The organism is Nocardia sp. NPDC004260 (genome assembly GCF_053603155.1).
In genome coordinates, this window is the sequence record NZ_JBSGEZ010000046.1 from 1 (window position 1) to 24,384 (window position 24,384).

A 24,384-nucleotide genomic window follows, 5' to 3' on the forward strand; every position below is an offset into this window, starting at 1 on the left:
CCTGACCCGCGGCACCGCCTACAACGAAGAAACCCACGTCAGCAACCGCCAACGCGTACTCGCCGCCTGAGGTTGACAGAAGGTGTCTCATCGGTGCCGGTCTGCACACCGACAAGGCCATGGCGCGGCTTCGTGACACGGTGCACGACGACGCCGAACCGCTGGATTCGCAGAGCATGCTCGGGGTATGGCGGTATACGCCGCACTGAGCGCGCAGATTGGCGCCTTCGGTCGCGACATGTCGTGTTCGGTGCTGGTGACGGAGCGGTCTTTTCATGAGACTGGATGCGTGTCCGCCGGTCGGTGGGCACCGGGAGCGTATTGCCGCGCGCGGCGCCGCTCGGAAGCCGATCCGTGACCGACCGAATCGTCCTGCGACCGATGGGAGTTTCCCGTGTCAGATTCCATGGAGAGCGCCACCGCGTACGTTATCGAGGTGCTGGAGGCCAAGGGCACCGCCACCCGCGACGACTTCGACGTTCCCGCGATCGTCGCCGAGACCCACGCCCTCACCAACAGCTGGGATTTCCGGTCGATCGAGGACGCGACCTTCTGGTCGATCGCCGCGCGTTTCCTCAGGCCGTGAAGCTCCGCTCGGTGCGCGGCGCGTGGGTGGCCAGCGACCAGCGCCGAGCCGCGCGCCGCAGCGATCCGGGGTCGGAGTAGCCGAGGATCTCGGCTTGGCGCGAGGGGCTCAGCGGCCCCGTGGCGGTCGCCGCGACCAGCCGCGCGCCGCGCGCCCGGTCCAGCTCGGCGCGCCACGTGGTACCCGCCTCGCGCAACCGCCGCTGGAGGGTGCGCGGGCTGGTGGCCAGCCTCCGCGCCACCCGCTCCAGGGACGCGTCGCCGTCCTCCAGGCAGTCCGCCAGGGCGGCCGCGACGCGTTCGGGCCATGCGGTGGCCAGCGGCGGCGGTGGCGGAAGCGCGGCGGCCAACGGTTGCAGGATGCCGGCCAAGACCGGATCGCTGGTGGTCAGCGGAAGATCCATGTCCGAGGCGCGGAAGGTCATCGCGTCCACCGGCGCGTCGAACTCGATCGCGGTGGTGCCGAACACCTCGATGAAGGTGCCGATCTTGGCGGGCGCGTGCTGGCGCAGCGCGACCCGCACCGGGGCCAGCGGTTCACGCACCACGCGCCGTGCCCGGCTGAGCACCGCGCTCAGCCCCCAGAGTTGGGTGAGATCGCGGCCGCGGCCTTCCCCGTCGATCATGTCCAGATACAAGGTGACTTCGTCGTCGTTCTCCGCGACCAGGTCGAACCGGTGGTTGGTCGTCACCGCGGTGACGTACGGACCGCAGGTCGCCAGTCCGGCCCCCAGTGTCGGCGCCGAGGAGAACAGATAGTCGTAGAGCCCCAGGCAGGTCAGTTCGTAGCGGCTCGCCACGTTCAGGGCGACGTCCGGATCGCCGAGTTCGAGTTCACCGATCTCCCACAGCCGGGAGAACATCTGGCTGGGCAGGTGCAGGTCGTCGCCCGCCATGGTCCACTCCGGCAATCCGGTTTCCCGGAGCAGCCGGTCGCGGTCCACCCCGGCCGCGATGAGTTGCGAGATGACGAACCGGTGGAGCAGAACCTGATCGGTTCCCATCGCGTGCTCCCTTCCGCCACGCGACCGAGCGGCGCACCGTCGGTCTCCGAGTGAAGCGATACCGCGCGCACACGCTATACCGGACGTGTTGATTCGTCATGAGATTCATGTCACGGTCAGATCACCCGCAGGCGTTCACCCATTCCGACAGTCCGTCGGCGAACAGCTGGCGCTTCCAGATCGGGACTTCGTGTTTGATCCGGTCCACCAGTTCCGCGCACGCCGCGAACGCCGCGCCGCGATGCGCCGCCGCCACCGCGACGACGATCGCGCGGTCACCGATGTCGAGCGAGCCGACGCGGTGCACGGCCGCGACCGGCAGGCCGTGCGTGGCGGCGAGTTCGGCGCAGACGGTGCGCAGGAACCGCTCCGCCTGCGGGTGCGCGGAGTATTCCAGGGCCGAAACGGCTTGTCCGCCATCGTGGTCGCGGACTTTCCCGGTGAACACCACGACAGCGCCGTAATGCGATCCGGACACCGCCTCCTCGACCTCCGCTGGGTCCAGCGGCTGGTCGCTGATCCGGGCGAGCCGGACCGTAGCCTCAGCCGTTGTCATGACTTCCACCTCCGGCGACTTGTGCGAGCAGATGATCCAGCAGCGGTTCCAGCACCGCGATGCCGTCTTTCACGCCGCCCGGCGAGCCGGGCAGATTCACGATCACCGAGTGTCCCGCGAGTCCCGCCACGCCGCGGCTCAGCGCCGCCAGCGGGAACTTCGCGGTGCCGCGCTGCCGGATCGCCTCCGCCACGCCGGGTAGTTCGCGATCGAGCAAGGCGAGGGTGGCCTCCGGGGTGGCGTCGGTGGGGGAGGCGCCGGTCCCGCCGGTGCTGATGACGAGTGCGGGTTCGAAGCGCAGCGCGTCGGCAAGTCCGAATTCGATCTCGGCGTCGGCGTAGACCAGCGGGCCCCGCACCGAGAAGCCGAGGCCGGACAGCCAGTCCACGAGCACCGGACCGGTGGTGTCGACGCGGGTGCCCGCCGCGACCCCGGTCGACGCGACCAGCACCACGGCCGAGCGTTCCTCCTCGTCGAATTCGGGCTCGGCGTAGTCGGCGGTGACCGGCTCGTCCTCGCTCTCGTCCGAGGCCGCGTCGGCAGGGCGCTCCCAATGACCGCGTTTGCCGCCTTCTTTGGTCAGCAGGCGCACGCCGGTGAGTACTGCCGCGGGGTCGACCGCCTTCACCATGTCGTGCAGGGTGAGACCCGCGACCGCGACCGCGGTGAGCGCCTCCATCTCGACACCCGTCGGGCCCTTGGTCTTCGCGGTGGCCTCGATGGTGATGGCGGTGTCGGTGAAACCGAACTCCACCCGCACCGACGACAGCGCCAGCTGATGGCACAGCGGGATCAGCTCGGAGGTCTTCTTCGCCCCCGCGATGCCCGCGATGCGGGCGGTGGACAGCACGTCCGCCTTCGGCATGTCGTCGGCCCGTACCAGCGCGACCACCTCGGCCGTGGTGCGCAACTCGCCTGCCGCGACGGCGATCCGGGTGGTCTCGCTCTTCGCGCTCACATCGACCATGCGGGCGCGACCTTCGTGGTCGACATGGGACAACTCGCTCATAAGGTCCACACTCGCACAACTGCGCCCGCGGGCAGAGCGGTGATTTCGGCGGGCACATCGATCAGCACGTCGGCTTTCGCCATGGCCGCCACGAGATGCGAGCCCGGACCCGACACCACCTCGACCGCACGCGGCCGTCCGGACGCGGACGATTCACTCGAGTGCCCACGGATCAGCCTTCCCCGCAGGAACTGACGCTTGCCCTCCGGCGAGCGCGGCACGGCGTTGGTCAAGGGAAGCTCGTAGGTGTCGACCTCGGGCAGCCCGGCGAGGCGCCGCAGGATCGGACGGGCGAACACCTCGAACGACACCATCGTGCTGACGGGGTTGCCGGGGAAACTGAGCACCGGCACCCCGTCGACGACGGTCAGCCCTTGCGGGCCGCCCGGTTGCATCGCGACCGAGCCGAACCGTCCGCCCATCGGTTCGAGCACATCCTTGACCACCTCGAAGTCGCCCTTGGACACACCACCGGAGGTGAACACCACATCGGCGCGCTCCATCGCGGCCGACAGCAGCCCGCGGAAACGCGCCGGATCGTCGGTACTGTGCGCCACCGAGACGACCTCGACGCCGTTCGCCGTGAGCGCCGCGGCGAGGGCGACACCGTTGGAGTTGTAGATCTGGCCCGGGCGCAGCGGCTTTCCGGCCGCGACCAGCTCGTCGCCGGTGGTGATCACCGCGCCGCGCACCGCGCGGAAGACCGCCACCGCGGACAGCCCGACCGCGGCCAGGGCGGCGACATGCCGGGGCGCGAGCGTGGTGCCCGCCCGTGCGAGCAGGTCACCGGTCCGGACGTCCGTGCCCGGTTCCCGCACGAATTCCCCCGCGCTGCGGCCGCGCTCGATGGTCACCGTGCCATCGCCGACGCGGGTGTCCTCGACCGGCACCACGCAGTCCGCGCCGCGCGGGATCGGCGCACCGGTCATCACCTTCATCGCCGCACCGGGCGGCAGCGGCGCGCGGCCGGCGGCTCCCGCCGCGACGACGCCTGCCAAAGGCAGGGTGACCGGCGCGACCAGCACCGATTCGGCACGCACCGCGTACCCGTCCATCGCGGAGTTGCGGAACACCGGCAGATCGATCGGCGAACGGACGTCTTCGGCCAGCTGTCTGCCCAGTGCCCGCGGTACCGTGACGGACTCGACCGCGCGCGCGGCCAGCGGCCGCAGCAGCTGTTCGATGCTGTCGCGATAGTCGTCGACGGGCCTGGCCGAGACGCCGGCGGGCCGAGGGTTCATGCGAGTCAGCCTAATGGGTGCGGTCGGACGTAGTCCGTCCTCAGCCTGCGCATGGCCGGAGCGAAGGCGGAGGTACGCCTAACGCCCGGTCCGGGCGGTTCTCCGCCTCTGTCGCCATGCGCAGGTCGCCGGAAGCCGTGGCGAGCCCTCACCGCCTATCCGCGGCCGAAGTGAGCCGAAATCGAGCAATCCGCCCGCAGACGAATCGCGACAGGCGGTCATAATGGACGTGTGACTCTGGTCGAGATCGGGATTCCGGCGGTGCGTTCCGGGCGTCCCTCGCTCGCCGGCCGTCCCGACACCCCCTATTTGCTGGATCGTTTCGGACGCGTCGCCCGCGACCTACGTGTGTCCATCACCGAGAAGTGTTCGCTGCGCTGTACCTATTGCATGCCGGAGGAGGGGCTGCCGGAGATTCCCCGGCACGAACTGCTCACGGTGGACGAGATCGTCCGGCTGGTGCGCCTCGCGGTGCTGGAGCTGGGGGTGCGCGAGGTCCGCTTCACCGGGGGCGAGCCGCTGATGCGCCGCGACCTGGAACAGATCATCGCGGGCTGTCATGCCGAGGTGCCGCACATCCCGCTGGCCATGACGAGCAACGGCATCGGGCTCGAGCACCGCGCGATCGGCCTCGCCGCCGCCGGTCTGCACCGGGTGAACGTCTCGCTGGACACCGTGGATCGGGCCGGTTTCGCGCGGTTGACGCGCCGCGACCGCCTCGAATCGGTGTTCGCGGGCATCCGCGCCGCCCGCGCCGCCGGGCTGGCCCCGGTCAAGGTCAACGCCGTCTTGATGCGCGAAACCCTCTCCGGCGCGCCCGATCTGCTGCGCTGGTGCCTGGACGAGGGCTGTGAGCTGCGTTTCATCGAGGAGATGCCGCTGGACGCCGACCACGAGTGGGCCCGCGCCAACATGGTCACCGCCGCCGAACTGCTCGACGTGCTCGGCACCCGGTTCTCCCTCGATGAGGTCGGCCGCCCCGATCCGTCGGCGCCCGCGGAGAAGTGGCTGGTCGACGGCGGGCCCGGCACCGTGGGCATCATCGCCACGGTGACCAGGAAGTTCTGCGACACCTGCGACCGCACCCGGCTCACCGCGGACGGCATGCTGCGCTCCTGCCTGTTCAGCGACCAGGAATTCGACCTGCGCCAGGCGCTGCGCTCCGGCGCCGACGACGAGGAGCTCGCGACGCTCTGGCGCGGTGCGATGTGGAACAAGTGGGCCGGTCACGGCATCGACGCCGAGGGCTTCGTCCCCCCGGAGCGGACGATGGGAGCCATCGGTGGTTGAGATCCGCTACTTCGCCGCGATCGCCGACGCCGTCGGCAAGGACGGCGAGACCCTCGACCTCCCGGCCGGAGCGACGGTGGCCGACCTGCGCGCGACCTTGGTGGCGGCCTACGGCCCGGACCTGGACAAGATGTTGTCGGTGTGCGCCTACCTGGTCGGTGATGAACTCACCCGAGATCCCGCGGTCGCGCTGAGCCCGCGCGTCGACGTCCTGCCACCCTTCGCGGGCGGCTAGGCGCGCGTTCACATCCAGCGCCGCCACGACCAGCTGTGCCAGGTGTCGATGAGGTGCGCGGTTTTCGTGAGCGACGGCACGCTGCGCGGGCGGCACTCCTCGCCGGACACCGAGGTCCTCCGAGGGGCTAGCGCCACCAGGTGTCCAGCGGCGTCACCGGGACGGTGCGCTTGTGGCGGGTGTTGTGGAAGATGCTCTCCAGCCGTTCGGCGACCTCGGGGGTCACCTCCTTGCCCTCCAGGTAGTCATCGATCTCGCTGTAGCGCAGACCGAGCGCTTCCTCGTCGGGCAGGGCGGGCCGGTCGTCCTCCAGATCGGCGGTGGGCACCTTGGACCAGATGCTCGGGGGCGCGCCGAGTTCCTGGAGCAGGGCCGCGCCCTGGCGCTTGGTCAGACCGGTGAGCGGGGTCAGGTCGACGCCGCCGTCGCCGTACTTGGTGAAGAATCCGGTGACCGCCTCGGCCGCGTGGTCGGTGCCGACCACCAGCAGATTCTCCTGCCCGGCCAGCGCGTACTGGATCACCATGCGTTCGCGCGCTTTGATATTGCCGCGCACGAAGTCACGCAGCTGGTGGACCTGCAAGGCGGACGCCGCCTCGGCGGCCGCGGCGTTCGCGCTGGGCCGGACGTTGACCACGACCTGCCGGTCGGGCCGGATGAACGCCAGGGCGGTGCGCGCGTCGGCCTCGTCGGCCTGCACGCCGTAGGGCAACCGCACGGCGAGGAAGGTCGCGTCCACGCTGTCCGCGCGCAGTTCCTCGGCCGCGAGCTGGCACAATCGGCCCGCGAGAGCGCTGTCCTGTCCGCCGCTGATGCCGAGGACGAAACCTCGTGCGGGAGTCGCGTTCAGATAGTCCTTGAGGAAATCGACCCGGCGGCGGATCTCTTCCTTCGGTTCGATCGTGGGCCGGACGCCCAATTCACTGATGATCTGTGCACGCAGGTTCCCCATGGCGCCCGAGTCTACTGGCGGCTCAGCGGGCGACGACGCGCCGAACGACGCGCTCCCAGTTGTCGCCGATCTGCTCGCGGGTGAAGCCGAGCACTTGCATCTGGTGCATGACCAGCGCCGCGCCGAGCATCGCCAGCAGCCAGTCGGCGACCAGCGCGACCTCCCCGGGCACGTCGGCCTGCCGCAACAGCATCACGACGTGCGCGCGCAGTAGTCCGTACGGCCTACCGGAAAAGCGTTCGCTCGCCTCGCCGAGTTCGGCGGCGCGATGGAGCTCGCCTGCCACCTCGATGTCCAGGAGCCTGGCACGCCCGAAGGCGACCAGTCGTTCCACCGGGGGCGCGCCCGGTCCGAGCGGCGGCGGCCCGAAGATGAACGACTCCTGGTACTTCCGCTCTGAGTGGTCCAGCAGCGCGAGCAACAGGCCGGATCTGCTTCCGAACCGCCGGAACACCGTGCCCTTGCCGACCCCGGCGCGTTTGGCCAGCGCGTCCATGGTGAGACTGTCGACGCCGTGCTCTCGCACCAGTTGCTGCGCCGCGTCCAGGAGCAGTTGACGGTTGCGCGCCGCGTCGGCGCGCTCGGCGGGCTCCGAGATGCCCGGCAATGGCATGCCGACGTCGAGCAGCCGAGGGGCGCCATCGGTCGACGCGTCCGGTGTGGGGTAGTTCACAGCGCTCACGCAGGCTCCGCGGGAAGTAATCGGACCATGGTCCGGTTAGTGTGTGGTGAACGTACGGACACCACCTCATCAGTACACCAGGAGTCGTCATGAGCCAGACCCGCATTCTTGCACTCGTCGGCAGCCTGCGCGCCGCGTCGGTCAACCGGCGGCTCGCCGAGGCCGCGGCGCACAGCGCGCCGGAGGGTGTCGAGGTCACTCTCTACGAAGGGCTCGCCGACATCCCGTTCTACAACGAGGACATCGATGTCCCCGGCTCCGTCCCCGCGGCCGCTCAGGCGCTGCGCGACGCGGTCGCCGAGGCGGACGGCCTGCTGGTGGTGACCCCGGAATACAACGGCACGCTGTCGGCGGTGCTGAAGAACGCGATCGACTGGGCTTCCCGTCCCTACGGCGCGGGAGCGATCAAGAGCAAGCCCACCGCCGTGGTGAGCGCATCGATCAGCCCGAACGCCGCCCAGTGGGCGCACGGCGACGCGGTCAAGGCCCTGGGCGTGGCGGGCGCACGGGTGGTCGAGTCCGCGCACCTGCACTTCGGGGTCGTCGGCGAGCGGTTCGGCGCCACGCATCCGCGTGACGATGCCGAGGCGCTGACCCAGCTGGCCGGTACGGTGCGCGACTTGGTGGAGGCCACGCGCGGCGAATTGGCGTCGGTGTAAGCTCCTTCTCCGGTCTGAACGAGGGTCATCGCTGCGGGGCGCAGCGGTGGCCCTCTTCGTTCGCCAGGAAGTTTGCTGAAAGTAAGCTGGAACGCCCGTGGAGTGATCTGCGCCACTGTTTGGTGTCGGGGTGAATCGAGCGTACTGGTACTTCTCTCGATGGAATTTCATCGATGTGACTCGCTACATGTCGTGTTGTAGGAATCTGTCGGCCACTAGGTGTAGTGTCTTCGGTACTGGAAGACGGCGAGAGACCTCACTCGGCACGAGTCGGCCACAGGTGGCTGATCAGGGGATTCGAGCTCGGATCCAGGAGTTTGCGCAGCATACGTCGGATCGTGAATTGCAACGGATCACAGGCTGTGGATCAGGCACAAGGAGAGAGGGACATCAATGACCGTCACCGTGTACACCAAGCCCGCTTGCGTCCAGTGCAACGCCACCTACAAGGCCCTCGACAAGGCCGGGGTGGACTACGAGGTCATCGACATCTCGGAGAACGACGAGGCGCGTGACTACGTGATGGCACTCGGGTACCTGCAGGCGCCGGTCGTGGTGGCCGGGGACGATCACTGGTCGGGCTTCCGTCCCGACCGCATCAAGTCGCTCGCGACCGTGGCGGCCTGACGCTTCCACCGCTTCCGGTTCATCCGAGGGGCGAGCGCTACGGCGCTCCCGAGGGGAGGAAGGCGACCATGTCGGAGACGACGGCGCTGGTCTACTTCTCCAGCGCTTCGGAGAACACACATCGCTTCGTCGAGAAGCTGGGTCTCCCGGCGACTCGCATACCACTGCACACCGCCGACTCACTGCGCGTAGACCATCCGTACGTGCTGATCGTCCCCACCTACGGGGGCGGTCGGCACGTACTGGGGGGCGATCGTTCCGACAAGGACTTCGTGCCGAGGCAGGTCGCCAAGTTCCTCAACGATCCGCACAACCGCGCGTTGCTGCGTGGGGTGATCGCGGCGGGCAACACGAACTTCGGCGACACCTTCTGCTATGCGGGCGAGCTGATCGCACGCAAGTGCGGGGTGCCGTACCTGTATCGCTTCGAACTCATGGGAACCGCTGAGGACGTCGAGCGCGTCCGAGAGGGATTGGGATTGTTTTGGCAACAGCAACGACAGCACCGGCCGGAAAGACAGCTCGCTTAGAGCAGCCCCCGGTCCGCGGCGAGGCGGGCGAGGTCCTCGACTACCACGCCCTCAACGCGATGCTGAACCTGTACGGCCCGGACGGGGAGATCCAGTTCGACAAGGACCGTGAGGCCGCCCACCAGTACTTCTTGCAGCACGTCAATCAGAACACCGTCTTCTTCCACAACCTGGACGAGAAGCTGGACTACCTGATCCACGAGAACTACTACGAGGCCGAGGTTCTCGAGCAGTACAGCCGCGCGTTCATCAAGAAGCTGTTCAAGCAGGCCTACGCCAAGAAATTCCGGTTCCCCACCTTCCTCGGCGCGTTCAAGTACTACACCTCGTACACGCTGAAGACGTTCGACGGCAAGCGCTACCTGGAGCGGTTCGAGGACCGGGTGTGCATGGTCGCGCTCACGCTCGCCGCCGGTGACGAGGCGCTGGCGGGCCAACTGGTCGACGAGATCATCGAAGGCCGTTTCCAGCCGGCCACCCCGACGTTCCTGAACTCGGGCAAGAAGCAGCGCGGCGAGCCGGTGTCGTGCTTCCTGCTGCGCATCGAGGACAACATGGAGTCGATCGGGCGCTCGATCAACTCCGCGTTGCAGCTGTCCAAGCGCGGCGGCGGCGTCGCCCTGTTGCTGAGCAACATTCGCGAGCACGGTGCGCCGATCAAGAAGATCGAGAACCAGAGCTCGGGTGTCATCCCGATCATGAAGCTGCTCGAGGACTCGTTCTCCTACGCCAACCAGCTCGGCGCGCGGCAGGGCGCGGGCGCGGTCTACCTGCACGCGCACCACCCGGACATCTACCGGTTCCTGGACACCAAGCGGGAGAACGCGGACGAGAAGATCCGCATCAAGACGCTCTCGCTGGGCGTGGTCATCCCGGACATCACCTTCGAGCTGGCCAAGAAGAACGAGGACATGTACCTGTTCTCGCCGTACGACGTGGAACGCATCTACGGCAAGCCGTTCGCCGACATCGACGTCACCGAGAAGTACTACGAGATGGTCGACGACAAGCGCATCCGCAAGTCGAAGATCAAGGCGCGCGAGTTCTTCCAGACCATCGCCGAGTTGCAGTTCGAGTCGGGCTATCCGTACATCATGTTCGAGGACACGGTGAACCGGGCCAACCCGATCGCGGGCAAGATCACCCACTCCAACCTGTGCTCGGAGATCCTGCAGGTCTCCACGCCGTCGGAGTTCAACGACGATCTGTCCTACGCCAAGGTGGGCAAGGACATCTCCTGCAACCTCGGGTCGCTGAACATCGCCAAGACGATGGACTCGCCCGATTTCGCGCAGACCATCGAGGTGGCCATCCGGGCGCTGACGGCGGTGTCGGACCAGACCCACATCTACTCGGTGCCGTCCATCGAGCAGGGCAACAACCTCTCCCACGCCATCGGCCTCGGGCAGATGAATCTGCACGGCTACCTGGCGCGCGAACGGGTCCACTACGGGTCCGAAGAGGGCATCGACTTCACCGACATCTACTTCTACACCGTGGTCTATCACGCGATCCGGGCGTCGAATCGGATCGCGATCGAGCGCGGTACGTACTTCGGCGGCTTCCCCGAATCGAAGTACGCCAGTGGTGAGTACTTCGACAAGTACACCGATCGGGTGTGGGAGCCGAAGACCGAGCGCGTCCGGCGACTGTTCGCCGACGCGGGCGTGCACATCCCGACCCAGGACGACTGGCGCGAGCTGAAGGCCTCGGTCATGGAGCACGGCATCTACAACCAGAACCTGCAGGCGGTGCCGCCGACCGGGTCGATCTCCTACATCAACCACTCCACCAGCTCCATCCACCCGGTGGCGTCGAAGATCGAGATCCGCAAGGAAGGCAAGATCGGGCGCGTCTACTATCCGGCGCCCTACATGACCAACGACAACCTCGAGTACTACGAGGATGCCTACGAGATCGGCTACGAGAAGATCATCGACACCTACGCCGCGGCCACCCAGCACGTGGACCAGGGCCTGTCGCTGACGTTGTTCTTCAAGGACTCCGCCACCACCCGCGATCTCAACCGCGCCCAGATCTACGCCTGGCGCAAGGGCATCAAGACCCTCTACTACATCCGGCTGCGCCAGATGGCCCTGGAGGGAACCGAAGTCGAAGGTTGCGTCTCCTGCATGCTGTAGTTCGGTTGCGAACAAGGGCCTCCGGAAGGGGGCCCTTTTTCGCATTCCGCGGCCGCTGAGGTCGCGCGCTCGCCTACGCTCGAAGCGCAACCCCATCCTGCGCTCTTCCTCGCACAGCGTGCGGTGGGCTGCCCGCCTCGGGAATATGCTGGGGCAGAAGCGATCCGGTAGTGATGGGAACGACGATGACCGATCTCGGCGGCAATGGGAAGCCGCTCAGGCCGATTCATGACGCGAGCGTGCCCAGCAGCGCTCGAATATACGACTATGTGCTGGGTGGAAAAGACCACTATCAAGTGGATCGGGACGCGGCCGAGAAAGTGATCGCGGCGTTTCCCACCACCCGGGTCGCGGCTCGGCAGAACCGGTCGTTCATGCACCGTGCGGTGAACGCGCTGACCGAGTTGGGCGTGACGCAGTTCCTCGACGTCGGCACCGGTATCCCCACCGAGCCGAACCTGCACCAGGTGGCACAGGCGCCGACGCCCGAAGCGCGGGTGGTCTACGTGGACAACGACCCGATCGTGCTGACCCATGCCCGCGCCCTGCTCACCGGCACGCCGGAGGGTCGCACCGCATACGTCGACGCCGATCTGAAGGACCCCGCGGCGATCCTGTCCGCGCCCGAACTCCGCGAGACCCTGGACCTGGAGCGCCCGGTGGCGCTGAGCCTGGTCGCCGTGCTGCATTTCCTGGCCGACGAGCAGGACCCCTACGGGATCGTCGAGACGTTGATGGGTGCTCTCGCGCCGGGATCGTTCCTCGTGGTCTCGCACATCACCGCCGACCTTGAACCGGAGATGATGACCGACGCACTCAACGTGTACCGGCAGAGCGGGGTCTATGCCCAGACACGCACGCGGGACGAATTCGCCCGGTTCTTCTCCGGGTTGGAACTATTGGACCCGGGAATCGTCGTCACCAATCAATGGCGTCCGCAGGGCGAGTCGCCGTCTTGGCTCGATTCGCAGGTGAACTGCTGGAGCGCGGTCGGCCGCAAGGTGTGAGCTGTGTTGGTTGGCAGCGCCTGCGGCGCTGCGTGTTCGCGGCCCCTGGTGTCTCGCGTCCGAACAACCGAGACTCGCGCCTGCGGCGCATGCGCTTCGGTTGTTCGGACGCGAGACGGCCGCGAACGGTCGCTCGTAAGACTCGCTCCGTTGTGGGAGCGTACGTGGTGAGATCGAGCTATTAAGGGTTCGGCCGGGTCGTAGGGCGTCGGCCCACTGTGGGCCTTCTCCGGGGGCAGGAATCACGGAGGCTCGGTTGCTCGTGAGTCCTGCCCGGCGTGGTCAGCTCAGGGCCGGGAGCACTTCGCGTTCGAAGAGTTCGATGCCGGAGGTGTCGTAGGCGGCTTCGGGGAAGTTGAAGATGGCGTAGCCGAGGCCGAGGTCCCGGACCCGGCGCAGGTTCTCGGCGATCTGCTCGGGGGTGCCGGTGGCGGCGCCGCTGTTGTACAGCTGCTCGAAGTAGGACTTGGCCGCGTCGGCGCCGATGACGGGCGTCAGGCGGGCTTTCAGCGCCTCCAGGCGATCCTCTACTTCGGCCTGCGTGGAGCCGATGACGACATTGAAGTTGGAGCTGCGGACGATCGCGTCGAAGTCGGTGCCGACGTCGGCGCAGTGCGCGCGCAGCACCTCGGACTTGTGGGTGAACTCGTCGGGATTGCCGCTGAAGTTGGTGTACTGGGCGTATTTCGCCGCGATGCGCAGCGTCTTCTTCTCGCCTCCACCAGCGATCCACAGCGGAATCCCGCCCTCCTGGAGGGGGAGCGGGCGCACGATCGCGCCGTCCACCTGGTAGTACTTGCCGTCGAGGGTGGCCGAACCGGTGGTCCACGCCTGCCGGAAGATCTGCACGCCTTCGTCGAGGCGGCCCAGCCGTTCGCCGGCGGACGGGAATCCGTAGCCGTAGGCGCGCCACTCGTGTTCGTACCAGCCACCGCCGATGCCCATCTCGACGCGTCCGCCGGAGATCAGGTCGACCGTCGCGGCCACCTTGGCCAGGTAGGCCGGGTTGCGGTAGCTGATCGCGGTACACATCTGGCCCAGGCGGATACGCGAGGTGGTCGCGGCGAACGCCGACATCAGCGACCACGCTTCGTGCGTCGCCTCCTCGGTGGGCACCGGAACGGTGTGGAAGTGGTCGTACACCCACAGCGATTCCCACACCGGGTTCGCGTCGGCGCGCTGGGCGAGGTCTCGCATCACCCCCCAGTGGTCCGCCGGGTCGATGCCCACCAGATCGAGCCGCCAACCCTGTGGGACGAAGATGCCGAAGCGCACGAATATCTCCTTCGTGTGTACCCGAGACGGCCGCGGCGAGCGCCGCGGCCTCTATCTCACTGTTACCAGTGCGCCGCGCGCTGGCAACCGTTCGGCGCTCGACGCATCGAATTCACGCGGGGTTTCCGGAAGGCTGCACCAGCAGAATTCGCTGGCGGTAGGCGGGCGAATGTCGCACGCTGGAAACGTATGAACGAGGAAAGAAGACATCGGAACAAAGCAACGCAGCCTCGGCTCGGCGTCGATTTCGGCCGGGTCATCCAGGGGGCCGCTCTAGCGCCCGGGGACGAGGACACGGTGTTTCTCTCCGGCGGGCTCGAGGAGGCGCTGCGCACGCCGCCCAGCGCGGGCGCTTTCGAGGTATTGCCGCGCCTGGTCCGACGGTTCGAGGGGCGCGCCTGGGTGATTTCCAAATGTGGCCCGCGGATCGAGCAGCGCACCCGCCAGTGGCTCGACCACCACGACTTCTACGACCGCACCGGGATCGCACGGGAGAACGTGCGCTTCTGCCGTGCCCGGGCGGACAAGGCGGTGCACTGCGCCGAACTCGGCATCACGCACATGATCGACGATCGCGTCGACGTTCACCGTGCGCTGCGTGACGTAGTGCCGCACCGATTGCTGTTCGGCGCGCAGTCGGAGCCGGTCCCCGAGTGGGTGCGGCACGTCCCGACCTGGGAGGACGCGGAGCGGACCGTGCTGGAGACGACGGATGGGTTTCCGCAGGCGCAGCTGTAGTCCGGTGCGCGGGGCCGGGAGCCGGTTTCCGGTTCGAGTGCTTCGGCTCGCGTGCTGTGACCGCACGAAATCGGCCGGGAGCTCGCGCGCCCGGCCGATCGCGTGTTTGTTCCCTACGCGCCGGTGAACTTCTCTCCGGCGACGGACTTCGACGGCTCACCGTCGACGCCGACCGGGATGTCGCCCTCGAGGGTGGTGCGGTACAGCACCCGGGTGACATCGAGGTGGTCCAGATCGCTCGGGGCGAGGTGCGCGGTGACCCGGTTGTCCCAGAACGCGATGCTGCCCTTCTGCCAGCGGAAGCGGACCGTGTAGGCGGGGTGGGTGACCTCGTCGAACAGCAGCTTCAACACCGCGTCGCTCTGGTTCGGGGTGAGCCCGACGATGCGGGTGGTGAAGCCGGGGTTGACGAACAGCGCCCGCTCACCGGTGACCGGGTGCACCCGGACGACCGGGTGCTCGGTGACCAGCGGTGCGGCCGCGACCTTCTTCGCGTAGTCGCTGTCGGAGTTCCAGGCCGGCCTGTTGCCGCCGAAGCGGTGCTCGGCGCGCAGCCCTTCGGCGAAGCGCTTGAGCGACTCGGGCAGGTTCTCGTAGGCGGCGACGAGGTTCGTCCAGCCGGTGTCGCCGCCGCGCTCCGGGGCGATCTCGGCGCGCAGGATGGAGGCCGCGGGCGGGTTGATCAGCGCGGAGACATCGGTGTGCCAGTGGTTGGTGTAGCTGTGCTTGCGCACACCGAACCGCTTCTCGTACAACCGGCTGTCGACCGCGAGGATCTCCGGGTACTCCGTCGGCGCGTCGTCGTCGTATGGGTGCGACGGCGTGACCGCGCCGAAGCGGCGGGAGAAGGCGATCTGCTGGGCGTGATCGATGTGCTGATCGCGGAAGAACAGCACCTTGTAGGTGTGCAGCGCGTCGGTGATGGCCGCGACCTGCTGGTCGGTCAGCGACTCACGGAGATCGACGCCGGAGATCTCGGCGCCGATGTGCCCGGCGACGGGAGCGACGTGCACCGCGCCATCGGTAGCGGTCGAGACGGGGGATTCGTGTACAGCGGTCATCGGAAGAACTCATTTCGGATCAGAGGGTCGGGCCGGCGGCAACCGGAGATGCGGGGTCTGCGGCAAGGCGACAAGCGCTGCCGCAGACGCGCATGAAGTCGACGACGCGACGTTTGGTCAGCGCCTGCACGACGACTGCCTTCCGAGCGCGGGGCGGGCGGCCATGGTTATCAGGCGTTGGCCGGTGCGCGCCACCGCGACAGGCGGCGTTCCAGGGCGACCAGCAGGCCGTTGAAGGCGAGGCCGAGCAGCGAGATGGCGAGGATGCCCGCGTACATGTTCGGAATCGCGAAGTTCTGCTGCGCGGCGGTGATCAGATAGCCGAGACCGGCCCTGGCTCCGAACATCTCGGCGGCCAGCAGCACGAGGATCGAGCTGGCGGCGGCCATCCGCAGGCCGGTGAAGATCGACGGCAGCGCCGCGGGCAGGATGACCTTCTGGAACAGCCGCAACGGCGAGAAACCGAGAGAGGCGGCCGATTTGACGAGCAGCGGATCGACGGTGCGCACGCCGGTGATGGTGTTCAACAGAATCGGGAAGAAACTCGCGTAGACGACGATGGCGACCTTCGAGGTCTCGCCGATGCCCAGGATCAGCAGGAACACCGGCAGCAACGCCAGCGCCGCGGTGTTGCGGAACAGTTCGAGAATCGGGTTCAGGAAGTCCGCGACCGGCTTGTACCAGGCGATCGCGATGCCCACCGGAATACCGGCCACCAACGCGAGCGAGTACCCGGCCAGCGAACGGTTCAGGCTCGCGGAGATGTGGGTCCACATCTCCCCGCTCGCCACCAGGTCGGCGAACGCCTGGGCGACCACCGAGAACGGCGGCAGGAATACCTCGTCCACCAGGCCGAGGGTCGGGGCGAGCTGCCACAGCAGCAGGAACAGGGCGATGACGACGGTCGGTTTGAACACCCGCCAGGCCAACCGGCTCACCGCGCGGATGGCTTGCGTTCCGACCGAGGGCGCGGTCTCGGCCCTGCGCACCGGGGCAGGCCGGGCCGGCGCGGCCGCGCTCCCCCGTACCGGACGATCGCTCAGCTGAATGGCACTAGACATTGGCCGTCCTCTCGATGGTGGATTCGACATCGGCCGTGTGGTCGGACAAGGACTTCAGTTCCAGGCTCGCGGCCCGCTGGACCTCGCTGTGCAGCAGCGTCCAGATCTCGTGGCGGTAATCCCGGAAGCGTTCGGAGGAGCGGATGTCGTCGTCGGTGTCCCGGTCGATCTCGACGTCGACGATGGCCTTGATCCGCCCGGGTCGTGAGGTCAGCACCGCCACCCGCTGGCCCAGGTACACCGCCTCATCGATGCCGTGGGTGATGAACAGGACGGTCTTGCCGGTGGCCCGCCAGATGCGCAACAGTTCGTCCTGCAACGACTCCCGGGTCTGCGCGTCGAGCGCGGCGAACGGCTCGTCCATCAGCAGCACCTCGGGATCGAACGCGAGACTGCGCGCGATCGCGACGCGCTGTTTCATGCCGCCGGACAGCTCGTGCGGGTAGCGGTCGCCGAAACCGGCGAGCCCGACCAGCTCCAGATAGTGCTCGGCGAGTTCGCGGCGCGCCTTGCGGCGTAAACCCTTGGCCTCCAGTCCGAATTCGATGTTGGACCGGGCCGTCCGCCAGGGCAGCAGCGCGTACTGCTGGAAGACGACGCCGCGATCCAGGCCGGGGCCGGTGATCGGCTTGCCGTCCAGCAGGATCTCACCGGAGCTGGGCTTGCTCAGCCCGCCCAGCAGATCCAGCAGCGTGGACTTGCCCGAACCACTCGGGCCGACCAGCACCAGGAATTCGCCCTCGCGCAGTTCCAGCGAGATGTCGTCGAGCGCGGTGAATCGCTCGTGCGAGCCGCGCACCGCGAACTGCTTGCTCACTCCGGTGAGCGACAGTTTCGTCGCTGTCGTGGTCATTTCGCGGCCACCACCTCTCCGGTCGGCCCGGCCTCCGGCTTGTACTTGCCGTTGGCGTAGGGGTTGAACTTGTTGGTGAACAGATCCGCTGCCTTCAACTTGCCGTTCGGCAGTTCGCCGTTGCGCACCAGCCAGTCGATCCAGATCTGCAGTTCCTTGTCCGCGACCACCGCGCCCGGCACCGGGATTCCGGAGCTGAGCCAGTACGGCACCAGGTTGGTGTTCTCGTTGCGGCCGCGCTTGTTGATGATCTGGGTGAACCGCTCGCGCACCTGCTCGCGGGGCGTCACCTGGAGCCAGCGGATCGCGCGTGCGGTGCCCTGCACGAAGTCCTCCACCGCTTCGGGATTCTTGGCGATGTAGTCGTTGCGGAAGACATAGGTGCCGTAGTCGAACGTGCCGAAGATGGCTTTGTCGGTGTAGAGCGGGTGGATGCCGCCGCGCCGGACGGCGGTGTCCCGGAAGACGCTACCCAAGGCCGCGACGTCGACCTGTCCCTTGCGCAGCGCGTCCTCGGTGTTGGCCGGCGGCACGACGATCAGTTGCACCTGCTCGAGCTCGTCCTCGGTCAGGCCTTGCTGATGCAGCCACTCCCTGGTGATGAATTCGTGGTGCGCACCGAGGGTGTTGACTGCGACCTTCTTGCCGATCAGATCGCGCGGTGAGTTGATGCCGGAATCGTCACGCACGTAGTAACCGGTGAACGACTGCTCGTCCGCGCCATAGGAACTGAGCACGGAGGTGACCTTCGCGCCGCCCGCGATCAGCTTGACCACCGCGCCGTTGAACGCGCTGCCGAACTCGACTTGGTTCGTCACCGCGGCCTGGATATTGGCGGGGCCACTGGTGGTGTCGCCTTCCCAATGCAGGCTGACGTTGCTGAAATAGCCTAGGTCGTCGGCCAATTCGAAGGGGCTCACCTGCCCGGTGGAGCCTTGGTAGCGCAGCACGGTCTTGCCGTCCGCGGTCTTGGCCGGTGCGGACTCGCCGCAGCCGGTGAGCACGGACAGCCCGGTGAGCACCGCTACGGCGGCGGAGAGAGCGCGGGCGACGCGCCGGGACGAGGGGAGGAAAGGCATTGTTGTTCTTTCGAAGACGAGAAGACGCCGTGCGATTCGACGCTCGGCGTCCGGAGACACCACAGCGGGAGCGATGCGGCGGTGGACGACCGTGCGGGATCCGGTCGGAAACGAGGGCCGCGTTGCCTCAGCGGCAACAGATTCCGTGCGGAACGCGCATGAAGTCGACCGCGCGACGGCGGATCAGGGCGGTGGCTGTCGACACTTCGAAACTTTCGTGAGCTGTACTGGTGCCTGCGGGCGCCGATGTTTCGGCACTTGCCTGGCAAACACTGTCCCGGTTCCCAAGCATGGGAGCAACAGTTCGACGCCGACTGCGTATAACCCTGTCTTACGGCGGCCGATGGACTACGAAGAGGTCAGGCTGACGCGCGCGGTAACGCATCGGCCGATACCGTGCGGCCCCGGCTTCCGTAGGGCACCGCCCCGGTTCCGGTCGTCCCTTGCGCTGCGGACGAGTCGCGTAGCGGTCTCCCGGTGCGGAGGTCTCGTATGACGCGCGGACCCCGGTGTGAAGCGGCTTCGGTCACAACACCCTGTCGTAAGGTGATCATCGTCTCCGAAGCGATGTAAGCTGCACGAGGACGTTTTCGTGTCCGTGAGATGTTGATCCGAACGCTGCGGATATCCGAGTTCCGCGGCGGCGACGAGAGGGAGGTGGGATAGCGATGCGCAGCGAACCTCCCAGTCGAAGGCCGCGCGGCGCCGCCCCTTCGCATTCCTAGTCAGGTCGCGACGGCAGGGGCCGGCGCCCGCGGTGTGAATTTCGAGCTCTCCGTTCACTCACGCATGTGCTGAGGTCCTCTCATGTCGCAAACCGACATCATCGAAGTACGTCCGACGCTGTCCGAATCCCTCCAAGACATCGTCGAAACCCGCCGCGTGGACGCCGCGCTGGACTGGCTCGGCAACCATCCGCCGCACGTCATCGCCGATCAACTCGCCCGGATGGATGCCGTGCGGGCCGGGATGGCGTTCCGCCTGCTCGACAAAGACCTGGCGCTGGCCGTCTTCGAGGAACTCGAGCCGGTGGACCAGCAGCAGATCCTGCAGGGGCTGCGCGATCAGAGCTTCCGCGACCTGGTCGAGGGCATGGCGCCCGACGACCGCGCCCGAATGCTGCGCGAGGCGCCCGCCAAGGTCGCCAAGAAGGCGCTGGCCGGGCTGAGCCCGCGCGAGCGGCGGATGACCGCGAGTCTGCTCGGCTACCCGGAGGGGTCCGCGGGGCAGTACATGACGCCGGAGGTGGTGGCGCTGCCGCGCGACCTCACGGTGGCCGAAGCGCTCGGCATGGTGCGGGCCAAGGGCGGCAACGCCGAGACGGTGTACACGCTGCCCGTCGTGGACGTGGGCAGGCGGCTGACCGGCATCGTCGAGCTGCGCGAACTGGTGCTCAGCAAGCCGGAGACGATGGTGTCGGAGCTGGTCGTCACCGAGCCCGCCTTCGCGCGCGCCACCGACGCCGCGGAGAAGGCCGCCCGCTTGATGCGCGAGACCAACGACATCAACCTGCCGGTCGTGGACAGCGAGGACCGGCTGGTCGGCCTGCTGACCATCGATGACGCGGTCGAGGTGATCGAGGCCGCCGACAGCGAGGACGTCGCGTTGCAGGCGGGATCCGCGCCGTGGGAGGGCCACTACATGGCCGCCGGGGTGTTCCAGATGGCCCGCTACCGCGCGCTGTGGCTGCTGCTGTTGCTGTTCGCGGCGACCCTCACGGTGAGCGTGACCGACTTCTTCGAGGGCACCTTGCAGCAGGCGGCGCATCTGGCGCTGTTCATCCCGCTGCTGATCGGCGCGGGCGGCAACGCGGGCGCGCAGGCCGCCACCGCCTGCGTGCGCGCGGTGGCGGTCGGCGAGGTCCGGGTGTCGGACCTGTTTCGGGTGATCTGGCGGGAATGCCGGGTCGGTCTGGTGCTGGGGTCACTGCTGGCGTCCGTCGGCCTGGCGATCGGGGCCTTGTTCGTCGGTCCGCGCATCGCTCTGGTCGTCGGGATCACACTGGTCCTGATCTGCGGCTGGGCCGCCACCATCGGCGGCACCATGCCCCTGCTGGCCAAGAAGCTGCGCATCGACCCCGCGGTCGTCTCCGCTCCGATGGTCACCACCCTGGTCGACGCCACCGGTCTGATCATCTACTTCACGACGGCCAAACTGGTCCTCGGCATCTGAGGGCGCGGTGTGCTCGACGATCCCCCTACGGAAAGAGCGTGAGTACTTGGCGCACAACATCTTCGAGGGCCGCGTCAGCTTTGCCGGTGAGCGAGATGTTGGGTAGGCGCGGCCCGAGCGAAGCGCGGTTCTCCGATGCGAGCGGCGGTCCGACCGCGACGTTGTAGAACCGCAGTTCGTCGGCGGCATCTCGGTAGACGGTGCGGTTGCCGACGGTGAAAGCCGGACTGCCCGCGGTGACCAGCGACTCCGCGCCGTATTCGTACGCGAGACGAATCTCGTCGCCGTGATACGAGAACGTACAGCTGGATACCCGCTGTTGCGCGGGGGCCGCCGTGACGCCGAGCCGCGGCAGCACCGCGCAGGGGTCGGCGCCGGTCAGCACGGTGGTGATCGTCTCCGCCGCGCTGCCCTGTCGTGGCTCCCGCTTCCATTCGGACACCGCCGTGGTGATCAGTGACTTGGCGATCGGGCACGGCTCGACCCCCACGGGCGTGTCCACCGACAGGCCGATCCCGGCGAAGGAGGGGAAGCGTGCGGTGGCCGAACAGGAGCGCTGGACGAGTTGCCCGGCCTGTTCGGCGCTCAGCGTGTCCTTGTCCGCCAGCAAGGTGATGGTCACGTCGCCGAGTCGCTCGGTGGTACCCCGATCGTTCTTCACTTCCGGCGCCGGCCCCGCCATGGTCCAGTGGACGGATTTTCCCTTGTAGCGTTCCGAGCTGTCGAGTTCGGCCCTGCACGAGTTCAGCCCGTCGGTGCCGACGGTGCGCAATTGCCCGACTTCGGCCAGTTCGGCTCGTGGCAGCAACGCGCAGGTGTCCATCGCGCGCATGCGGCGCAGCACTTCCAGACGCTGGTCGTCGGTCTGCGGCACGCTCGACCAGAAGGATCCGTCACCGGTCTGCGGAGTCGCCGCCGGACCGTCGTCCTGACACGCGGCAGCGGTCAACAGCACCGCCGCGATCAGAGCCAGTCGTCGGTACATCGAGAAACCCCCTCTTGGATCGAAATACAGCTATGGCGCAGAGTCTTCGCCGCCGGGTCGGCGATCGGAGACAAGGCAAGGGCCCGGCATCGCTGCCGGGCCCCGTTGTCCCACACCATAACTGATGGTTCAGAACTCCCAGTCTTCGTCCTCGGTGTTGACGGCCTTGCCGATGACGTAACTCGAGCCCGAGCCGGAGAAGAAGTCGTGGTTCTCGTCGGCGTTGGGGGACAGCGCCGAGAGGATGGCCGGGTTCACCTCGGTTTCGTCCTTGGGGAACAGGCCCTCGTAGCCGAGGTTCATCAGCGCCTTGTTGGCGTTGTAGCGCAGGAACTTCTTCACGTCCTCGGTGAGGCCGACCTCGTCGTAGAGGTCCTGGGTGTAGTCGACCTCGTTGTCGTAGAGCTCGAACAGCAGCTCGAAGGTGTAGTTCTTGAGCTCGTCGCGCTCGGCCTGGGTGACCTGCTCCAGGCCCTTCTGGTACTTGTAGCCGATGTAGTAACCGTGGACCGCTTCGTCCCGGATGATCAGCCGGATCATGTCGGCGGTGTTGGTGAGCTTGGCCCGCGACGACCAGTGCATGGGCAGGTAGAAGCCGGAGTAGAACAGGAAACTCTCCAGCAGCGTGGAGGCGACCTTGCGCTTGAGCGGATCGTCGCCCCGGTAGTACTCCAGCACGATCTCGGCCTTGCGCTGGAGGTTGCGGTTCTCCTCCGACCAGCGGAACGCCTCGTCGATCTCGCGGGTGGAGCACAGCGTGGAGAAGATCGAGCTGTAGCTCTTGGCGTGCACCGACTCCATGAACGCGATGTTGGTGAGCACCGCCTCTTCGTGCGGGGTGAGCGCGTCCGGGATCAGGCTCACCGCGCCGACCGTGCCCTGGATGGTGTCCAGCAGGGTCAGGCCGGTGAAGACCCGCATGGTCAGTTGCTTCTCGTCGGCGGTCAGGGTGTTCCACGACGGAATGTCGTTGGAGACCGGGACCTTCTCCGGCAGCCAGAAGTTACCGGTCAGCCGGTCCCAGACCTCGGCGTCCTTTTCGTCGGGAACCCGATTCCAATTGATGGCCGACACCCGATCGATGGCTCTGGTTGTAACGTCCTCTGGCGGCATGACGTCAGCCTATCCCACCAGGTCAAAGCGCAAAGCCCCCTCCCCAGGAGAGGTCCCAGGGAGGGGTTTCGTGTGTCAGTCGGTGATCTAGGTGACGGTGAGCTGCATCAGCGCGTAGCGCCAACCGTGCTCAGGGTCGGTCGGCTCCTCGTAGAGGGTGACCGGGCCGGGCAGCTTCTGGATTCTGTGGATGTTCTGCGCTGACCTGATGTAACGAAGAAACCCCCTCCGAGCGCGGGGGCCTTTTGCGTTTATGGGTTCTTGCGCCGGAGCCGATGCTTCAAGCGCCACAGCGCGTTCTGGATGCGGACCGGCCCCCAGAACTTCACCCGGTGCCAGAGGCCCGGATCTTCGTACTCCGCGTACCTGCCGTCGAACGTCGGCATCAGGCTCATCCTCTCGGGCATTCGTCGGACGAGACCTTCTTGGTGTCGCCGACTTCGGTGTAGTCGAACGGACGTCCTTGCAGCTTGCCATACACGTGCACCGTGTGCCTCCACTCACCGGTCACGCACTCCGCGCTGACACGGACCTCATGTCCTGAGCGGGAAGGGATCTTGGAGTCCACCTGGATCGCCCAGCGCACCCACTGCCCGGTCTGGAAATGCTCCAGGCTCACCTCCAGCGTGTGCGACTCCGGAGGCGCATCGCAGGAGACTTTCACGTCGGTGTAGATGACCGGATGCAACACGGTCGGCTTGCGGAAGAAGGTGGTGAAGTCACACGACTTGGCTGCTACCGACGTCGGTGCGGCAGCCGCTGGCCCGGCACCTGTGAGAGCGACAGCACCCGCAGCGCCGAGGATGGTCGCGAATCGAAATACAATGTTCTTCATCAGGATTCCCCTTTTCCGCCTGAGCGACGACGACGCTCAGTACTCCCTTGACGTGCCCGGCTTCATGCGTCCGGCCTGGATCAGCGTTTGGCGTGCCGAGGCCTTGCCCGGGCACTCGGCGGCGCGGCAGCCTCGATGCTGCTGCATGGTCAGGTGGGCTTCTTCGACGCTCAGCCGGCCCTGTGGGGCTGCGTGAGGCCATCCGGACAGACCCGGCTGGCTCGCCCTCCACTCGGCCTGCGCGCGGTCCACGATGTCTTGGACGCTGGTCCCCCGTTGGGCGTCCTCTTCCTGCCACCAATTGAAACCCACCGCGGCATCAATCCTCATCCGAATTACGGGGTTGGGGGTCAACTGAACCGGGGGAGTGACCACCCCGGCTCCGGGACGTTTCTGGGGTCGCCACCCATTCGCGGAGAGCGGCGAGATGGTCCGCCAACACTTCGACCCCCATCCGTGCAGGTCCGGGGGGCCTCGTATCTACAGTGACGTCCGCTCTTGGACATCCGCTGGGATCTTCAGGTGAAACTCCAGCGATCCGGAGGAGCTGATGCTCCTGGTGTTGCCGGTGAGCCGGACATCGGCGGTGATGCCGGACTTGGTCAGCATCTTCCGACGCTCCTACCAGTCCGAGGCACGCTCAGAACAACACCTTGCTCGTGCGCCTCGCCGCGTCGTTCGCCCACGATGTGCC

The 24,384-nt window shown here is 67.2% G+C and carries 26 protein-coding genes; 10 read left to right on the forward strand and 16 right to left on the reverse strand.

The window, feature by feature from the left end:
* Positions 1-394: 394 nt before the first annotated feature.
* Positions 395-586 (forward strand): hypothetical protein, encoded by a 192-nt coding sequence (locus ACWEO7_RS24665; protein WP_452426454.1) that lies wholly within the window; start codon positions 395-397, stop codon positions 584-586.
* Here the strand turns inward: ACWEO7_RS24665 and ACWEO7_RS24670 are convergent.
* The 4 genes from ACWEO7_RS24670 to ACWEO7_RS24685 all read right to left on the reverse strand — a co-directional run bounded on the left by ACWEO7_RS24670 (position 576) and on the right by ACWEO7_RS24685 (position 4,395).
* Complete coding sequence (locus ACWEO7_RS24670; RefSeq protein WP_452426456.1) at positions 576-1,589, reverse strand: AraC family transcriptional regulator ligand-binding domain-containing protein; 1,014 nt, start codon at positions 1,587-1,589, stop codon at positions 576-578. The genes ACWEO7_RS24665 and ACWEO7_RS24670 overlap by 11 nt on opposite strands.
* A 121-nt stretch (positions 1,590-1,710) precedes the next feature.
* Positions 1,711-2,145: a molybdenum cofactor biosynthesis protein MoaE gene (locus ACWEO7_RS24675; protein ID WP_452426458.1), complete on the reverse strand. Its 435-nt coding sequence runs from the start codon at positions 2,143-2,145 to the stop codon at positions 1,711-1,713.
* A complete protein-coding gene (moaCB, locus tag ACWEO7_RS24680; protein ID WP_450018728.1) occupies positions 2,132-3,154 on the reverse strand; it encodes a bifunctional molybdenum cofactor biosynthesis protein MoaC/MoaB in 1,023 nt (340 codons plus the stop codon). Before moaCB ends, ACWEO7_RS24675 begins: the two co-directional genes overlap by 14 nt.
* Positions 3,151-4,395 (reverse strand): molybdopterin molybdotransferase MoeA, encoded by a 1,245-nt coding sequence (locus ACWEO7_RS24685; protein ID WP_452426460.1) that lies wholly within the window; start codon positions 4,393-4,395, stop codon positions 3,151-3,153. The genes moaCB and ACWEO7_RS24685 overlap by 4 nt, the downstream gene beginning before the upstream one ends.
* Before the next feature lie 231 nt (positions 4,396-4,626).
* Between ACWEO7_RS24685 and moaA the strand changes: the two genes are divergently transcribed.
* Together moaA and ACWEO7_RS24695 are read left to right on the forward strand one after the other, a co-directional pair.
* Entirely contained in the window at positions 4,627-5,685 is a 1,059-nt protein-coding gene (gene moaA, locus ACWEO7_RS24690) for a GTP 3',8-cyclase MoaA (protein ID WP_452426462.1), read from the forward strand.
* Positions 5,678-5,920 (forward strand): MoaD/ThiS family protein, encoded by a 243-nt coding sequence (locus ACWEO7_RS24695; protein WP_450027045.1) that lies wholly within the window; start codon positions 5,678-5,680, stop codon positions 5,918-5,920. Before moaA ends, ACWEO7_RS24695 begins: the two co-directional genes overlap by 8 nt.
* A 127-nt stretch (positions 5,921-6,047) precedes the next feature.
* On the opposite strand, the gene nadE is transcribed toward ACWEO7_RS24695, so the two are convergent.
* Positions 6,048-6,872 carry an ammonia-dependent NAD(+) synthetase gene (nadE, locus tag ACWEO7_RS24700; RefSeq protein ID WP_452426464.1) on the reverse strand — a complete coding sequence of 275 codons (825 nt, stop codon included), beginning with the start codon at positions 6,870-6,872 and terminating at the stop codon, positions 6,048-6,050.
* A 22-nt stretch (positions 6,873-6,894) separates the two neighbouring features.
* Positions 6,895-7,485 carry a TetR/AcrR family transcriptional regulator gene (locus ACWEO7_RS24705; protein ID WP_452426518.1) on the reverse strand — a complete coding sequence of 197 codons (591 nt, stop codon included), beginning with the start codon at positions 7,483-7,485 and terminating at the stop codon, positions 6,895-6,897.
* Between the two features lie 158 nt (positions 7,486-7,643).
* On the opposite strand from ACWEO7_RS24705, the gene ACWEO7_RS24710 reads away from it, so the two are divergent.
* From ACWEO7_RS24710 to ACWEO7_RS24730, 5 genes are all read left to right on the forward strand, one after another.
* Positions 7,644-8,213, forward strand: a complete 570-nt coding sequence (locus ACWEO7_RS24710) for an NAD(P)H-dependent oxidoreductase (protein ID WP_450026491.1) — start codon at positions 7,644-7,646, stop codon at positions 8,211-8,213.
* A gap of 393 nt (positions 8,214-8,606) precedes the next feature.
* Complete coding sequence (locus ACWEO7_RS24715; protein ID WP_039799742.1) at positions 8,607-8,840, forward strand: redoxin NrdH; 234 nt, start codon at positions 8,607-8,609, stop codon at positions 8,838-8,840.
* A 68-nt stretch (positions 8,841-8,908) separates the two neighbouring features.
* Positions 8,909-9,370, forward strand: coding sequence for a class Ib ribonucleoside-diphosphate reductase assembly flavoprotein NrdI (gene nrdI / locus ACWEO7_RS24720; protein WP_355078742.1), 462 nt, complete (start codon positions 8,909-8,911; stop codon positions 9,368-9,370).
* Between the two features lie 59 nt (positions 9,371-9,429).
* Complete coding sequence (gene nrdE / locus ACWEO7_RS24725) at positions 9,430-11,511, forward strand: class 1b ribonucleoside-diphosphate reductase subunit alpha (RefSeq protein WP_452426520.1); 2,082 nt, start codon at positions 9,430-9,432, stop codon at positions 11,509-11,511.
* Positions 11,512-11,696: 185 nt separating this feature from the next.
* Complete coding sequence (locus ACWEO7_RS24730) at positions 11,697-12,518, forward strand: SAM-dependent methyltransferase (RefSeq protein WP_450026487.1); 822 nt, start codon at positions 11,697-11,699, stop codon at positions 12,516-12,518.
* A gap of 282 nt (positions 12,519-12,800) precedes the next feature.
* On the opposite strand, the gene ACWEO7_RS24735 is transcribed toward ACWEO7_RS24730, so the two are convergent.
* The gene (locus ACWEO7_RS24735) at positions 12,801-13,793 is read right to left on the reverse strand and encodes an LLM class F420-dependent oxidoreductase (RefSeq protein WP_450020436.1); all 993 of its coding nucleotides are present in this window, start codon (positions 13,791-13,793) and stop codon (positions 12,801-12,803) included.
* A 189-nt stretch (positions 13,794-13,982) separates the two neighbouring features.
* Between ACWEO7_RS24735 and ACWEO7_RS24740 the strand changes: the two genes are divergently transcribed.
* Complete coding sequence (locus ACWEO7_RS24740; protein ID WP_452426466.1) at positions 13,983-14,531, forward strand: hypothetical protein; 549 nt, start codon at positions 13,983-13,985, stop codon at positions 14,529-14,531.
* A gap of 113 nt (positions 14,532-14,644) precedes the next feature.
* On the opposite strand, the gene ACWEO7_RS24745 is transcribed toward ACWEO7_RS24740, so the two are convergent.
* From ACWEO7_RS24745 to ACWEO7_RS24760, 4 genes are all read right to left on the reverse strand, one after another.
* On the reverse strand, positions 14,645-15,592 hold the full coding sequence (locus tag ACWEO7_RS24745; protein WP_397079573.1) for a TauD/TfdA dioxygenase family protein: 948 nt from the start codon (positions 15,590-15,592) through the stop codon (positions 14,645-14,647).
* A gap of 170 nt (positions 15,593-15,762) precedes the next feature.
* Positions 15,763-16,653 (reverse strand): ABC transporter permease, encoded by an 891-nt coding sequence (locus ACWEO7_RS24750; RefSeq protein WP_452426468.1) that lies wholly within the window; start codon positions 16,651-16,653, stop codon positions 15,763-15,765.
* Positions 16,646-17,506, reverse strand: a complete 861-nt coding sequence (locus tag ACWEO7_RS24755; protein WP_452426470.1) for an ABC transporter ATP-binding protein — start codon at positions 17,504-17,506, stop codon at positions 16,646-16,648. The genes ACWEO7_RS24750 and ACWEO7_RS24755 overlap by 8 nt, the downstream gene beginning before the upstream one ends.
* Positions 17,503-18,585, reverse strand: coding sequence for an ABC transporter substrate-binding protein (locus ACWEO7_RS24760; RefSeq protein ID WP_452426472.1), 1,083 nt, complete (start codon positions 18,583-18,585; stop codon positions 17,503-17,505). Before ACWEO7_RS24760 ends, ACWEO7_RS24755 begins: the two co-directional genes overlap by 4 nt.
* Before the next feature lie 807 nt (positions 18,586-19,392).
* Here ACWEO7_RS24760 and mgtE point away from each other — a divergent pair.
* The gene (gene mgtE, locus ACWEO7_RS24765; RefSeq protein WP_452426474.1) at positions 19,393-20,757 is read left to right on the forward strand and encodes a magnesium transporter; all 1,365 of its coding nucleotides are present in this window, start codon (positions 19,393-19,395) and stop codon (positions 20,755-20,757) included.
* 25 nt (positions 20,758-20,782) lie between these two features.
* Here the strand turns inward: mgtE and ACWEO7_RS24770 are convergent, their stop codons facing one another.
* From ACWEO7_RS24770 to ACWEO7_RS24790, 5 genes are all read right to left on the reverse strand, one after another.
* Positions 20,783-21,742, reverse strand: coding sequence for a hypothetical protein (locus ACWEO7_RS24770; protein WP_452426476.1), 960 nt, complete (start codon positions 21,740-21,742; stop codon positions 20,783-20,785).
* Positions 21,743-21,871: 129 nt separating this feature from the next.
* A complete protein-coding gene (nrdF, locus tag ACWEO7_RS24775) occupies positions 21,872-22,855 on the reverse strand; it encodes a class 1b ribonucleoside-diphosphate reductase subunit beta (protein ID WP_452426478.1) in 984 nt (327 codons plus the stop codon).
* Between the two features lie 251 nt (positions 22,856-23,106).
* Positions 23,107-23,241 carry a hypothetical protein gene (locus tag ACWEO7_RS24780; protein ID WP_452426480.1) on the reverse strand — a complete coding sequence of 45 codons (135 nt, stop codon included), beginning with the start codon at positions 23,239-23,241 and terminating at the stop codon, positions 23,107-23,109.
* 5 nt (positions 23,242-23,246) lie between these two features.
* Positions 23,247-23,690 carry a hypothetical protein gene (locus tag ACWEO7_RS24785; RefSeq protein ID WP_452426482.1) on the reverse strand — a complete coding sequence of 148 codons (444 nt, stop codon included), beginning with the start codon at positions 23,688-23,690 and terminating at the stop codon, positions 23,247-23,249.
* Positions 23,691-24,170: 480 nt separating this feature from the next.
* Positions 24,171-24,299 (reverse strand): hypothetical protein, encoded by a 129-nt coding sequence (locus ACWEO7_RS24790; RefSeq protein ID WP_452426484.1) that lies wholly within the window; start codon positions 24,297-24,299, stop codon positions 24,171-24,173.
* Between the last annotated feature and the right edge of the window lie 85 nt (positions 24,300-24,384).

Bases quoted from the DNA above. Each gene is read 5' to 3' on its own strand.
- ACWEO7_RS24740 (WP_452426466.1), top strand. From the start codon at position 13,983: ATGAACGAGGAAAGAAGACATCGGAACAAAGCAACGCAGCCTCGGCTC.
- ACWEO7_RS24755 (WP_452426470.1), bottom strand. From the start codon at position 17,506: ATGACCACGACAGCGACGAAACTGTCGCTCACCGGAGTGAGCAAGCAG.
- ACWEO7_RS24670 (WP_452426456.1), bottom strand. From the start codon at position 1,589: ATGGGAACCGATCAGGTTCTGCTCCACCGGTTCGTCATCTCGCAACTC.
- ACWEO7_RS24770 (WP_452426476.1), bottom strand. From the start codon at position 21,742: ATGTACCGACGACTGGCTCTGATCGCGGCGGTGCTGTTGACCGCTGCC.
- nrdI (WP_355078742.1), top strand. From the start codon at position 8,909: ATGTCGGAGACGACGGCGCTGGTCTACTTCTCCAGCGCTTCGGAGAAC.
- ACWEO7_RS24745 (WP_397079573.1), bottom strand. From the start codon at position 15,592: ATGACCGCTGTACACGAATCCCCCGTCTCGACCGCTACCGATGGCGCG.
- ACWEO7_RS24785 (WP_452426482.1), bottom strand. From the start codon at position 23,690: ATGAAGAACATTGTATTTCGATTCGCGACCATCCTCGGCGCTGCGGGT.
- ACWEO7_RS24715 (WP_039799742.1), top strand. From the start codon at position 8,607: ATGACCGTCACCGTGTACACCAAGCCCGCTTGCGTCCAGTGCAACGCC.
- ACWEO7_RS24750 (WP_452426468.1), bottom strand. From the start codon at position 16,653: ATGTCTAGTGCCATTCAGCTGAGCGATCGTCCGGTACGGGGGAGCGCG.
- ACWEO7_RS24790 (WP_452426484.1), bottom strand. From the start codon at position 24,299: ATGCTGACCAAGTCCGGCATCACCGCCGATGTCCGGCTCACCGGCAAC.
- nrdF (WP_452426478.1), bottom strand. From the start codon at position 22,855: ATGCCGCCAGAGGACGTTACAACCAGAGCCATCGATCGGGTGTCGGCC.
- ACWEO7_RS24710 (WP_450026491.1), top strand. From the start codon at position 7,644: ATGAGCCAGACCCGCATTCTTGCACTCGTCGGCAGCCTGCGCGCCGCG.
- ACWEO7_RS24760 (WP_452426472.1), bottom strand. From the start codon at position 18,585: ATGCCTTTCCTCCCCTCGTCCCGGCGCGTCGCCCGCGCTCTCTCCGCC.
- ACWEO7_RS24705 (WP_452426518.1), bottom strand. From the start codon at position 7,485: ATGCCATTGCCGGGCATCTCGGAGCCCGCCGAGCGCGCCGACGCGGCG.
- ACWEO7_RS24675 (WP_452426458.1), bottom strand. From the start codon at position 2,145: ATGACAACGGCTGAGGCTACGGTCCGGCTCGCCCGGATCAGCGACCAG.
- ACWEO7_RS24685 (WP_452426460.1), bottom strand. From the start codon at position 4,395: ATGAACCCTCGGCCCGCCGGCGTCTCGGCCAGGCCCGTCGACGACTAT.
- nadE (WP_452426464.1), bottom strand. From the start codon at position 6,872: ATGGGGAACCTGCGTGCACAGATCATCAGTGAATTGGGCGTCCGGCCC.
- nrdE (WP_452426520.1), top strand. From the start codon at position 9,430: ATGCTGAACCTGTACGGCCCGGACGGGGAGATCCAGTTCGACAAGGAC.
- ACWEO7_RS24780 (WP_452426480.1), bottom strand. From the start codon at position 23,241: ATGCCGACGTTCGACGGCAGGTACGCGGAGTACGAAGATCCGGGCCTC.
- moaCB (WP_450018728.1), bottom strand. From the start codon at position 3,154: ATGAGCGAGTTGTCCCATGTCGACCACGAAGGTCGCGCCCGCATGGTC.
- ACWEO7_RS24730 (WP_450026487.1), top strand. From the start codon at position 11,697: ATGACCGATCTCGGCGGCAATGGGAAGCCGCTCAGGCCGATTCATGAC.
- mgtE (WP_452426474.1), top strand. From the start codon at position 19,393: ATGTCGCAAACCGACATCATCGAAGTACGTCCGACGCTGTCCGAATCC.